The sequence below is a fragment of the Pseudophaeobacter sp. A-200-2 genome (assembly GCF_041008815.1).
Lineage (GTDB): Bacteria > Pseudomonadota > Alphaproteobacteria > Rhodobacterales > Rhodobacteraceae > Phycobacter > Phycobacter gallaeciensis_A.
In genome coordinates this window covers 561,463-572,672 of sequence record NZ_JAXGFU010000001.1, presented here as the reverse complement: position 1 = coordinate 572,672, position 11,210 = coordinate 561,463, and the positions used below count along the sequence as shown (strand labels likewise).

11 protein-coding genes are annotated in these 11,210 nt (G+C 57.4%); 8 read left to right on the top strand and 3 right to left on the bottom strand.

The annotated features are described in order from the left end of the window. The first annotated feature begins 133 nt into the window (after positions 1-133). Positions 134-634: a hypothetical protein gene (locus SM766_RS02535; RefSeq protein ID WP_368946801.1), complete on the top strand. Its 501-nt coding sequence runs from the start codon at positions 134-136 to the stop codon at positions 632-634. Then, a complete protein-coding gene (locus SM766_RS02530) occupies positions 624-998 on the top strand; it encodes a hypothetical protein (RefSeq protein ID WP_368946800.1) in 375 nt (124 codons plus the stop codon). The genes SM766_RS02535 and SM766_RS02530 overlap by 11 nt, the downstream gene beginning before the upstream one ends. A gap of 180 nt (positions 999-1,178) precedes the next feature. Here the strand turns inward: SM766_RS02530 and SM766_RS02525 are convergent, their stop codons facing one another. Both SM766_RS02525 and SM766_RS02520 read right to left on the bottom strand, forming a co-directional pair. Further along, on the bottom strand, positions 1,179-2,192 hold the full coding sequence (locus SM766_RS02525; protein WP_368946799.1) for a hypothetical protein: 1,014 nt from the start codon (positions 2,190-2,192) through the stop codon (positions 1,179-1,181). After that, positions 2,192-2,872 (bottom strand): hypothetical protein, encoded by a 681-nt coding sequence (locus SM766_RS02520; RefSeq protein ID WP_368946798.1) that lies wholly within the window; start codon positions 2,870-2,872, stop codon positions 2,192-2,194. The genes SM766_RS02525 and SM766_RS02520 overlap by 1 nt, the downstream gene beginning before the upstream one ends. 392 nt (positions 2,873-3,264) lie before the next feature. Between SM766_RS02520 and SM766_RS02515 the strand changes: the two genes are divergently transcribed. The 6 genes from SM766_RS02515 to SM766_RS02490 all read left to right on the top strand — a co-directional run bounded on the left by SM766_RS02515 (position 3,265) and on the right by SM766_RS02490 (position 8,880). Continuing rightward, positions 3,265-3,972: a helix-turn-helix transcriptional regulator gene (locus tag SM766_RS02515; RefSeq protein WP_368946797.1), complete on the top strand. Its 708-nt coding sequence runs from the start codon at positions 3,265-3,267 to the stop codon at positions 3,970-3,972. 17 nt (positions 3,973-3,989) lie between these two features. Beyond that, positions 3,990-5,861, top strand: a complete 1,872-nt coding sequence (locus SM766_RS02510; RefSeq protein ID WP_368946796.1) for a site-specific integrase — start codon at positions 3,990-3,992, stop codon at positions 5,859-5,861. Beyond that, entirely contained in the window at positions 5,858-7,246 is a 1,389-nt protein-coding gene (locus SM766_RS02505) for a hypothetical protein (protein ID WP_368946795.1), read from the top strand. Before SM766_RS02510 ends, SM766_RS02505 begins: the two co-directional genes overlap by 4 nt. Before the next feature lie 227 nt (positions 7,247-7,473). Further along, entirely contained in the window at positions 7,474-7,857 is a 384-nt protein-coding gene (locus SM766_RS02500) for a hypothetical protein (protein ID WP_368946794.1), read from the top strand. Positions 7,858-8,074: 217 nt separating this feature from the next. Then, on the top strand, positions 8,075-8,452 hold the full coding sequence (locus tag SM766_RS02495; protein ID WP_368946793.1) for a hypothetical protein: 378 nt from the start codon (positions 8,075-8,077) through the stop codon (positions 8,450-8,452). 11 nt (positions 8,453-8,463) lie between these two features. Next, on the top strand, positions 8,464-8,880 hold the full coding sequence (locus SM766_RS02490; protein ID WP_368946792.1) for a hypothetical protein: 417 nt from the start codon (positions 8,464-8,466) through the stop codon (positions 8,878-8,880). A 53-nt stretch (positions 8,881-8,933) separates the two neighbouring features. Here SM766_RS02490 and SM766_RS02485 read toward each other — a convergent pair whose 3' ends face one another. Next, complete coding sequence (locus tag SM766_RS02485) at positions 8,934-11,024, bottom strand: tyrosine-type recombinase/integrase (RefSeq protein ID WP_368946791.1); 2,091 nt, start codon at positions 11,022-11,024, stop codon at positions 8,934-8,936. Positions 11,025-11,210 lie beyond the last annotated feature (186 nt).

The following is an 11,210-nucleotide window of genomic DNA, read 5'->3' as shown; positions in this document are numbered from 1 at the left end:
GACGCTTGAGCAATTTGAGGGCTCCGCGCCCGGCGCGCTTGCCCAATCAGACGACGGAGAATATGAAAACCAGACCCGCAGACTCTCGTTATGAATAAGGGAGCCTCGGGGGGCAGGTCATTCTCAACGCGCCATGTTCAGGTCTGGTGTCGCCGCTTTTGAGAAAGCTCGCGCTGATCCTGAAATTCGTGAGGAGTTCGGTCTGACTGAAACACCGATTGGACAGCTCCAGTTCAAACCTTCTCCTAACGAAGAACAGCCCTTGCCGCCGCGCTTCAAGGCGGACTTTGAGGAATGGGTTGGTCTTCTGGCTGCTGGGGAGCCTATCGGGTTCCGGGGGCGGCGTCGTAGACCCGTAGCGGAGGCAACTCTGCGCCAGTACCGGTTCGCGGTCGCCTGGTATTGGCGTTGCTTTGCTGTTGCGTTCCCGGGCCAATTTAACCCGGAAACTGCCAAACTCGCACGCCAGTTTGTGTTAGAGGAAATCTCCGAGATCGCGGACAAAACAAAAGGTCTTCAGCTTAAGCCAGGTATGAAAAAGGAATACTTCTCTAAAGTCCTACCCTTCCTCCACCAATGGAATCCACAGCTGGTGCAACCAAGAAGGGGAAAGAAAGACAAAGATGAAAGATAAGCAGACGGGGAAATTCGTGCGTGCCGGGCGGATCAGCGAACGGCTCGCCGCGATGGAAGCACCAGAGAAGTTTGTAACTCAGGCAAAGGCGATTGAAGCTGGGGAAACCGGCCTAAAAGGATACCTCCATAAACCTGCTCTCCATGGAATGGTCAGGTTTATTGATTTGGCGGTTACCCAGGACCTTCCGTTGGATTTCCATAAGAGCACGATCGTGGCATTTCTCGATGATCTTGATAAACGATCCACGGGCTCTGCGTATTGGTTGCGCTACGCAAATGCGATGCAGGAAGTGGCGCGCGAGATGGGTTGCACCTTCCAAGTCATCGATGGGTTCGAGGCGAGGTTGGGGCCAGGAGCGTGAAACCATGACGGGTTCGATAAACAATCATGGCCCATAACCGCTGGTTTGCTTCGTTAACTGTTTGGCAGCCCTCAGTTTAACGCTGGTTCGCGGTATTATGTTTGCTGAGGCACGGTTGATTGCAATAGGCGGCCGGCCTCCCCTGTCCGGCCACAGTTGGGCGCAGCCGAAGCCACTGCGCTATTGTTCAGGCACGATAACGAGAAACAGGCTATTGGTTTCTTGTTTGGCAGCTTGAATAAACGCCCTGCCGCCGGTCCCCGCATCGGCGAGTGCACGTGCCAGAGATTGCTGCTCACCGAGGTTTTCCACGGCCCTTTCAAAGCCATCGGCGATCTTGCCGACAAGCCCGGCTGCCTCGCGGCGTTTGGCCACGATCTTTGCCAGGTTTGTTTCGCCAGCGGCAACCAATCGGGTCATGGCATCCGGGTTCAGCTGGTCCAGGCAACGAAGATTGTCGTTCATGTAGCGTCCCGCGTAGTCGTCCGCATGGGCCAAGTCCTCGGACACGAAGAGGGCCCGCAGCTCGGCGCCTTCGCAAAGCCACTTGGCCGAGCTCAGTGTCCAGATCAGATCCAGCCGCTCGATGGGCAGGCGGGTCTCGTTGCCGATGGCCATGGCTTCGGTCAAAAGGTCATTGAGTGCGCTGACATGAGACGAAAATTGCCTTTGCAGGCTGCTTGCAAGGGCAAGATGGTCGGTTCGCGTTGTGACGCTGTCAAGATCCTTGAGTGCCGCGCGGATGTCGCTGAACAGACGGCGTATCTCGGAGGCCTGGATCATCTTGCCGATTTCCCGGACGTCCTGGCGCAAATGCCCAAGATTGTTCTCGATCGCATTCAGGCGCATGTTCATGACCGCAAACCCGGCGACCGACACGCCAATTCCGACTCCGGTCAGCGCCATGTTGGCAATCTGCAGATTTTGAACAAGACCCAGTCCCAGCTCAAGCCTTTCGATACCAGACTTGATCTGTTCTCCCTGAATGGCAGCGATGATCCCAAGGGGCGAAAAACCGGATTGCGCCATGGCGCCGCCGGTTTGAACGAAAATATCGAGAAAACCCTGGGTCGGCTGGACATGCGCCAGGATCCTGCCAGACGCGACCTCCTTGATGAGCGCGCCGACGATTTCAGCCTCACCGGACGCGATCCGACCAGCAACCTTCAGAGGTATATCGTAGAGAAGGGGCATCAGACGGACTCCAATTTTGCTTCGAGGCGACGCAGTGTGGCGGCTTGGAGATCGGTCACGAGACTGCGCTCGCCCGGCGCGAGACCATGACCCAGCGTCGCGGTCAGGGCGCGCCCTTGCAGGCGGTTCACAAGCCGTACGCGGTTTTTGTCCTCAAGCCATTTGACGCCCTTGCTGCCGGCAAATGAGGTCACGGCAAGACCAGCACCGCCCACAGCAATGATCGGCCACGAAATGGTGGTGGTCGACAGGACGAAGAAGGACGTGGTGGTGATTGTGGCAAGCGAAACAACGGAGGGGATGGCGGCAAGAGAGGCCGCAAGCACCCCTGCCCCGGCAAGGGCGGGGCGCGCAACACGCAAAGCCTCGCCAAGCGTGCCCTTCTCGGAAGATGACGCTGCGAGCTCTCCAATTTCCTTTTCCATTTGCGCCTCGACAAGCCTGGCGGTCTTTTTTGCCCAAGGCTCAAAGAGGTCTTTCCATGGACCATCAGGAAAGACCTGTGCCTTGCTCGCCGTGAGTGTCGACATCGAAATGACGGTTTCTTCGATGTCCGCCATGAGCTCGGGTAGAGCGTTTTCAACAACTTGGGTGATTTCCTCGAAGCGTGCCTGCTTCCATCGGATCATTTCAAGCTCGGCAGCCGGGTCGAGCGGGAAGGCGGGCTCTGGCATTGTCATATTGAATCGCTTGGGCCTTAATGCGGGGTGGTCAAAATAGTTGTCCTCAGATCAGTTGCATATTGCCCAGGGCAGTGAACGCCCTTCAAGTTCTTTCGGTCGCCACGTTTCCTTTTTTCAGCGGCACCCCGTGTTTGGAAGGGAAAACCACATCCGGCCAAAAGCCGTGTTCATCCTGAAACAAGCAGGTTCTCAGTTTCGTGACAGTTCCCGATTTCAGATTGGAAGAGGTGAAGCGCGCAGCCAGCACAGGGCCGGTGCCAAGGACCAGTCAGATCCGGCTCCCCAAGACCACTCTGCGCCACTCATCCGTCAAATGCTACCGGTCCCATCTGAAACCATTTTCTTGAAAGTCGCTCTGGACCCATCTCCTCCCCAGCTGAGGAGAGCAGATGCCACATTCAGAGCCAGCAATCGAAAAGCCGGACTTGGCGACGGTTGAAGAACTTGCCGAATTTTTCCGCTTGGATCGCACTGCTGTGCGGGATGTCATGACAGCAATGGGTGTCCCGAAGCGGGGCCGGGGTTATCCTTGGATCAGGATCTGGCGCGCGCTTGGTCTTGATCTCAAGACTGCAGAAAATCTGGAGGATCTCAAAATCCCGTTGCTGAATCTGAAACAGGTGGCCGCTAAGCTGGGAGAGAGCGCAAAGACAACGCGCCGCCGCAGCAATGGTGAACACCGGGATAAATCCATTCCGGCGTATATCGAGCTTGGTCCGCGAAAGCGCTTGTTTTTCCCGGCAGAGATCGAAAGCTGGCTCCTGGGGGAACAGCTGCCCTTCGGCCGGGAACAGAAGAAACTGTCGTTCATCCCAGGACAGGCAAAAAAACTGGAGCGGCCAAAGAAGCACGCAGAGAGGCCGAGGCCGCATTGTCTCCGTCACCCTCAGCAGCTGCCTTGTTCATGGTACCGCCCAAACCAGGCTGAACCAGAACCGGGATTTCCTGAAACTCCTCCCGGGACCTACCTCCTTTCCGCACCCGGAAAGGAGGTTTTCTTTTGTCTGCCAGCAGGGTGCCGCCATGCCAATTTCATCAGCAACACTCCCGCGAAAATGACACCTGGGCAGGGAATTGGCCGAACAACGGACAGATGACAGGCCGAGCGGACAAAATGACAAACGCCCCCGAAATTTCGGTTCCGGCAAGTGGAGGATTATTGGTCATTTTCGGCTTCGGTTTTTGGAATAACGGCCAATTTGTCATTCAGCGGACAAGAAAAGAGGCCTTCATGAGCTTTTTCACACCCATCGCGCCGGTGACCATGCAGGACGTGCTGGACTGGACCATCGCGTACAATAAGGACGACTACGTCAATCCAGTGAAGAAATGCGAGGAGCGGTATGATCACCGTGCCCTCCGTGATATCCCTGCCGATCTCGAAGAGTTTCACAAACGCTTCCCGCTGAAGGGTTACAGGCCTGGTCTTGGTAAGACGGAAAAGGCCTACAAAGCCTGGCGGCGCAAGGTACAGGCCGCCATTAAGGGCGCTACCGGCCAGATTGCGGAAGAACAGGAGCGCCGGGCGCGGCAAGACGCCTGGGCGGAGCTGATCGGTGCTCTGGAGCCGCTCACCGGCATGCCCGAAGAGGCGATGTATCCGCACCAAGTGCTGATTCCTATCCGGAAGCTGTCCGATCTTGCCCGGCAGCATGGCAAGGAGCCCAGCCAAATTTCCCAGGAATGGCTGTCCGGGCTTCGGACACGTTTGGGATCAAATGAATGGAAATCCCTGCAATCCGCTCTTCGGCAACTGAATCATTTCCGGTACCTGTCGTCGGTACGGCCGCTGCTTCCACCTGAGCCGTTTGCCGAACCCGCGGTTCTGCGTGCCAACATCCTGCCGGGTATCCCGGATCACGTCGCCGCCGAAATCAGAGACTGGGTGCTCAACGCGACGCGTGGAGAATACGATCCGGTCGAGGATAGATACGAGGAAGGGACCTCTGAGGATGACAAGTCCTTCAAGACCGCAGCGCTGCGCAAGTTCGTCAGCACCCTGTCGGAATGCGCTGGTCTGGAGACGGACATCGGGCTGAGGGAACTTCTTTCTCCTGAAAATGCAGTCCAGGTCGTGCGCAGGTGGTCGTCTGACATGGATGGGGCCGGCAGGATCACCGCCCGAACGGCACATGACTACCTGAAGGCCATCTATGTCGTGATGGCGCGAAACGGCCTGCCGCCGGATGCGATTAAGGCGCAGCTCGCAAACAACCGGTTTTTGAAGCAGGGGAAGAAGCAGGGCAGCCATATGTCACCCGGCGCGCGGACTTTCTGTGAAACTCTGCTGGGATCGCAGAAATTGACCCTGACCTTCCTTTCCCTGCACGTGCAGCTGCGCAATCGGGCCCAAGAGCTCCTCAACAGATCCTCGGCGGATGGGCGAGCAATGACCGGGAGTGAAATCGAGGAGGTGCGTTCCGTCGGTTCGGTGGCGGCCGTCTGCGCGCTCGAAACCCGCGGCGCACCGATCCGCATCGACAACGCGCTGGCGCTTGTGATCCGCGGCGACAACATCACATTCCACCTGCCGGGCAGGATGACTGATCACGCGACAATCACGCTGTCGCCGGAGCACACCAAGAACGACAGTGAGATCTGGGCGCTGATCGAACGCGGCAACCTGAACGGGCTCGAAGTGATCGAATGGTACATGGAAACGATCCGTCCGCTGTATCCGGGTGCAGATAGCAGCGATTTCCTGTTTCCCGGGATAATTGCGGAGGGCAATCTGCCCTACGAGACCTTTCTCGGCTGGTTCAAGCGCGAAACCCGTGCTGCCGGCCTGCCGATGACCCCGCATAATTTCCGCCACGGCTTGGCCTCGCTGCTGATCGAAGCCAACCCGGGAAGGTGGGACCTGCTCGAGCGGCTGCTCGACGATACAGTCGGCACTGCCAGGAAAAACTATGGCTGGGTCAACAAACGCGTGCAGCGCTCCGAGGTGCAAAAATACGTGCTCGATCTGACGAGGCTGAAGGCATGAAGAAACCTGATCGCCGGACCGTTCCGGAAATCCTGCAGCACCCGCGATGGGATCCCTTGGCCGCAACGCTGAACATGAGGGCTGTCACCGCGCCGCAATTGCGTGTCCTCGATGATTTCCTCGCCTTCATTGAAGGCAGGCAGATTGCTTCGATATGGGAACTTTCGGTTTCGGACTGCCTGTCATTCGATGCCGGGTATCGGTCCGCCAACCGCCTGCGCGCCTTGAAAAAGGCGATGCAGGCGGTTTTCCCGGCCCAGCCCGCCATCCTCGTCCTGACCGACGCCATCCGCCGGAAAGAGGCGCAGACCCGGAAGCCGACGGCCACGGCGCCGAGGCGGCGCAAGCTCAGGGTGTCGATTCCGGAGGAGGAACTGCCAGAACACTGGAAAGGCGCGCTGGCAGACATGGCGGCGGGCTTTGACGGGGACGGTGTCATTGCACCGTCTCCCAAAATGATCCCGACATACAGAATGAAGCTGAGGCAGCTGGCCTGTTCGGCCAGAAAGGCCGGGGTGCCGGAGGAAATCTCGGTTGAGGCAGTGAAGGCCTTCACCCGCGACATGCGTGGACGCGGGCTGGCCGCCGCGACACAGCTGGCCTCTTTCTCTGCATTGAAGAAATGTGCCCGCTATGCCGGCGCCGACCAGGAGGCGCAGGAGCTATTGTCGCAGCTCCTGCGAAAGGCTGGGGATCAAGCCCGCAAAGCTCCAAAGAAGAAGTATGAAAAGCTGCAGAAAACCGGATATTCGCCGGTAGCGATCATCGGCCGCGCGGAGGACTTTCTGAAGGAGGCGGAAAGCCTGACATGCCCACGCTCGCGCCAGGCGTTGAGAAACACCGCCGCTGCTTTGGCGCTGTTTTCGGTGCTGCCGGTCCGCTTGGCGGATACGCGGCTTGTATTCGGGGAGCACCTGTCGTGGCGGCAAGGGCGATATGAGCTGCACATCACCCTGTCCAAGGATGATGAGACTTATGACGCGGAAATTGATCCGCGGCTGAATGTATTCATTGATGCCCTGATCCTCAGGGGGTGTGACGAGGCCTGGCTCGACCAGATGCGCAATGGCTGCCTGACGTCCAATCGGCCGCTCTTCGTGCGAAACGACGGGGTAGGTGTGGGGTACAATTATATATCCGATTGCTGGCGCAGTGTTTTCGGAACCGGCGAGCATATTGCCCGGACCATCCTGCACACCTTTCTCGGTATTGAGTTGGGGGCTGCCGGAACGGACATGGCCCTGGCGGCCAACGGCCAGAAATCACCCCGGACAGCCGCGGACTACCAGGACCAAATGGTTGCAAAAGCACAGCGTCTGCAAGGACAAAAAGCCTTTGAGGATATGATCGGCGCCGTGCACCTGATGCCCTTTGAATTCACCTGAAACGGGGATTGGAGGCGCGCTTTTCAGCGCATCCCTCGAGGTGAGAATGCGCTGAAAAGCCTCCTCCACCCCTGAGAAAAGGAAGAACCATGGAACCTGTTTTCATCGATTTCGAAGCGTCAAGTCTGGCGCCCAAAAGCTAGCCCATCGAGGTTGGTATCGCTTGGGTGGACAGCGGACGGGTTGCTGCCGAGGCGAAGCTCATCCGTCCGGAGCCGTCTTGGTCGATGGATGACTGGCATCCGGCAAGCGAGAAGGTGCACGGCATCCCCAGGGGCGCCCTGAATGAGGCGGAAACGGCGGGAAGTGTAGCAATGTGGCTTCGGGGCAAGCTCCAAGGAAAACGCGTTGTCAGCGATGCGCCGGAATTCGATCAGCGTTGGCTCGACCGTCTGATGCAATCCATCGGTGGAGCACCGGATATCACGCTCGACGACTTTGATCGTGCGGTCTGGTGGGCCTTTTCGGAAATGGACGGTCAGATTGCTCCAGGACGTCTGCATGACGTGTACAGCCATCTGGCGAATGAAACGACGGTTCATCGCGCAGGTGAAGATGCCGCCAAACTGGCCCGGGTATGGCTAACAGGGATCAAAGAAAGCAAGGAATGAGGCATGCATCGGTGATGATGCCGAAGGAGAATTTGATTATCTGGCCGAACCCACAATCACGAAGAGATCGAAGACCTTTGTTTTCCGCGCAGTCCTCAGGTTGAGACCGCGCAGAAAACAAAGTCATTCGAAAACTGAACAGGAACAACACAGCGACGCTCCGCCCCCTTCTTGAGCTGTCCTTTGTGGCAGCAAACCACTATCAAGGAGCCGCGCTATGCACACATCCCTTTCACCTGCCGTTCAAGCCCTCTTTCTCTTTCTTTCTGAGAACAATGAGGGCCTGCAGAATGCTGCCCTCGTTTTGGGGGGCGGAAAGGCCCTCAAACGCGTTCAGTATCTGTTGGATCATCTGGGATTGACCCGGCAGCTGACCCGTCGTGCCCGTCTCGATCTCGTCGCCCTGCACGAGCTGTTCACCCTGAAATACGTTGGTGACCCGCTGCGCCTCGAAACCGCGCTCTTCGCAGAAATCGATCCCATGGATCCGATGGTTGAGGAGATCTGTCTTTTGACAGACCGCCTGGAAGATCACATGCGCGCAATCGATGCTGCGTCTGATCTGCCGGTCTTCGATTTCGGCATCGCCGCGTAAGGGAGGTTCAAATGCAGTATGATACTGAGTTCGATCCGGAAACGCCTCTGGAACGTGCGGCACTGCGGGCGGTGAAAACTGCCCGCTGGTTTGCGCAGGAATGGCGAGAGACCAGCATTGAGGCTGACGGCCTGCGGCTGAGACAACTGGCACAAACACTCGACCGGCTGGAAGACGGAATTCTGTACGACAGCCGGGACGAAACCATACTCGAGCTGATCGAAAAGGCCATCGTCCAGTGTCTCGACGATCGTCTCGAGGGGTGCGGCACCCGAGCCCTTTATCGGAACACAAGCGGCGACGAGTTGCGCACCACGGAGCTTCAGCGGCGCCGGGATCTGATCGAGCAATGGAAGGCGTTCAAACATGCCCGCCAGCATGTGATAGATATGCGCCGTGCCAGGATCATCGCCGATCAGTTCAGTTGAGAACGGCCGCACCTCCGCTTTGCGGGGGTGCGGTCCATTCGGCATCCATGCTGTCAGGCCGATTTCGGTTTCGGCACTTCAACACCGTCTTCAACCGCAAGGTAGGGGCCTTTGCGTGGCTTTTCCGCCTTGCCGAAACGCCTGGTGATCATCGAGATGTCGATCTGGTCCATCTCGATATATGCCTTCTGGGTTTTGAGTGGAAATCCTTCAGGCAAATAATTGATGATGCCCACATCCCCGTTCTTGTGGCCAATGAGATAACGGCGAGCAGTATCCGGCAGCGCGTTTTCGACCATCTTCGTGTTGCAGCTGGTACGCAATGCATGCAGGTCCATGCGCTCGCAGTAGATTCCCCGGCTTTTGCGGTAATAGGTGAAATTCTTGGTGAAGTTTGCCGTGAAGTTCGCCTTCTTCGTCTTTGAGCGCGACACCTGGTCGAACAGCCGCGATCGGCCGAGTTTGCGCTGATGCGCAACGAGTTCCAGGAAGCCAAGTTCGATCAGCTGGGAGTGGATCGGTATGAGCCGGCGCGCATTGTTGCTTTTCAGGCTCGTGCCGGTTCCTTTTAGAATGTCAAAATAGTGGATCCCATCCTCGGACCGCACGTTTTTTGGTCCCAGTTGGAGGGCCTCTTCACTCCGCAGACCATGCAAGCGGCTGATCAAGGGAACCCAGTAGATGTGGTCGTTGATCCGGGTCTTTGGGGAATTCCATTTGTCCGTGGCCAGCATGACCTGGAAATCGTCATGCCAGAGCTTCCGGGACGTGTCAGGCCGCGCCTTCCGCAATTCCGTAATTGTTTTTTCGCTGAGCACATATCGCTTGAAGGGATTGTGGGAAATGACGCCCTTATCGACGGCATGGTTGATGGCCATGTTCAGATAGGCCTGATGCCGCTGCACGGTACGCGGTGCCAGGGTCTTCAGTGTTGCTTTGTGCCGCAGGGCTTCGGCTGCGTCGTCAGATAGCTTCTGCTTCTTGATCCTCAGTTCAGCTTTGCGCATTTCCTGCTCGGCTTTTTTCCGCGCCCGAGTGATGATCTCGGAGCAGTGCAATTTCTTGTGCAGCGGAGATTTCCCATGGCCTTGGGGTAGTTGAAAGAGCATGTCATTGAATGCTTTCCAATCGCTGTCCAGCATCTGGTCGATCGGCTGGGTTCCAAACATGTCCGCAATCAGCTTTCGCGTGGATTGAACGGTATCAGAATTCCTGGTGAAATTTTCCCCCAGTTCCGCGTCCTCAAATTCATAGGCGCCTTCCTGCCTTTGACCTTTCTCCTTGGCCTTGAACCACCCATCCCAAAGGTCGAGGAGGCTCGCTGGGCTTCCATCAAGGGTGCGGGCTGGGGGCGTCGGTTCGTTGCTCACGGAGATTTTCAGCCCGGCGCGTTGAAAAAACACGTCACTTTTCTGGATTTCGTCGCTTTGCTTGGTTTCGTCAACGCTGACAGTCTGAATGGAGTTGGCAGGCCCCGTTTCTTCCGCCTTGAGAGCTGGTTGTTCCGGAAGAAATTCACTGGATTCCGGGGCTGGATCCATGCAGCGAGCATGCTGAGGAGCCGGAGAGGGCCTTTCAGTGTGCAGCGCCATCTGAAGATAGGGCTGGGTATCTGAGAATATGCCCTTGGCACGGCGGTCCTTTTCTTCGCTGATCTCGACCATCAGACGTACCATCCTGGCCATCAGGACCGGAATATCCTCATCGTCTTCTTCAATCTCCAGGCCAAGGCGGCGAGCCGTATCATGGATGGGAGAAATGGCCACGGAGTGATCACACAGGAAGATGGCATCCCTGAGGGAGGCCCTGGCGGCGGCTTCGATTTCCAGCGCGGTTTCTGCGGCCTGCCGGGTGCGCGGCCCGGAAAGGGCGCGCAGGTGGTCGAATGCGTCGATTTCAAACCGGGCATATCCGGTCAGAATGGATGTGAAAATTTCCGGGCGCACTTCGGTCTCCGCGTCGAAGCAGAGCTCGCTGATCGAAGTCAATCGTCGGGCAAGCTCTGCGGCTTCGCGGGGGACGTGCGTTCGCAGCGGAAAACAGAAAAAAGTTGGTTTGAACCGGTTTGATGCCCGCGCCGGCACACGCCGGCGCCAGAAGAAACCTGTCTTGCGTCTTTCGAGGTGGGGTTGGGAAATGGCCAAATGCGCCTCCGTCGGTTGGGAGGTGCCGGGCAAGGGGGCGGGAATTCCGTGCAAGCCTTTGTGCAAAGCTTTGTACAACAAAAAATCCCTTGCGGGAGGATTGGCTCCGGCGGTAGGGATCGAACCTACGACCAATTGATTAACAGTCGGAGGTAAACCTATTGCCCTCAATAACGGGCAGTAAAT

Bases quoted from the DNA above. Each gene is read 5' to 3' on its own strand.
- SM766_RS02505 (WP_368946795.1), top strand. From the start codon at position 5,858: ATGAAGAAACCTGATCGCCGGACCGTTCCGGAAATCCTGCAGCACCCG.
- SM766_RS02520 (WP_368946798.1), bottom strand. From the start codon at position 2,872: ATGACAATGCCAGAGCCCGCCTTCCCGCTCGACCCGGCTGCCGAGCTT.
- SM766_RS02515 (WP_368946797.1), top strand. From the start codon at position 3,265: ATGCCACATTCAGAGCCAGCAATCGAAAAGCCGGACTTGGCGACGGTT.
- SM766_RS02525 (WP_368946799.1), bottom strand. From the start codon at position 2,192: ATGCCCCTTCTCTACGATATACCTCTGAAGGTTGCTGGTCGGATCGCG.
- SM766_RS02500 (WP_368946794.1), top strand. From the start codon at position 7,474: ATGGATGACTGGCATCCGGCAAGCGAGAAGGTGCACGGCATCCCCAGG.
- SM766_RS02510 (WP_368946796.1), top strand. From the start codon at position 3,990: ATGACAAACGCCCCCGAAATTTCGGTTCCGGCAAGTGGAGGATTATTG.
- SM766_RS02490 (WP_368946792.1), top strand. From the start codon at position 8,464: ATGCAGTATGATACTGAGTTCGATCCGGAAACGCCTCTGGAACGTGCG.
- SM766_RS02495 (WP_368946793.1), top strand. From the start codon at position 8,075: ATGCACACATCCCTTTCACCTGCCGTTCAAGCCCTCTTTCTCTTTCTT.
- SM766_RS02530 (WP_368946800.1), top strand. From the start codon at position 624: ATGAAAGATAAGCAGACGGGGAAATTCGTGCGTGCCGGGCGGATCAGC.
- SM766_RS02535 (WP_368946801.1), top strand. From the start codon at position 134: ATGTTCAGGTCTGGTGTCGCCGCTTTTGAGAAAGCTCGCGCTGATCCT.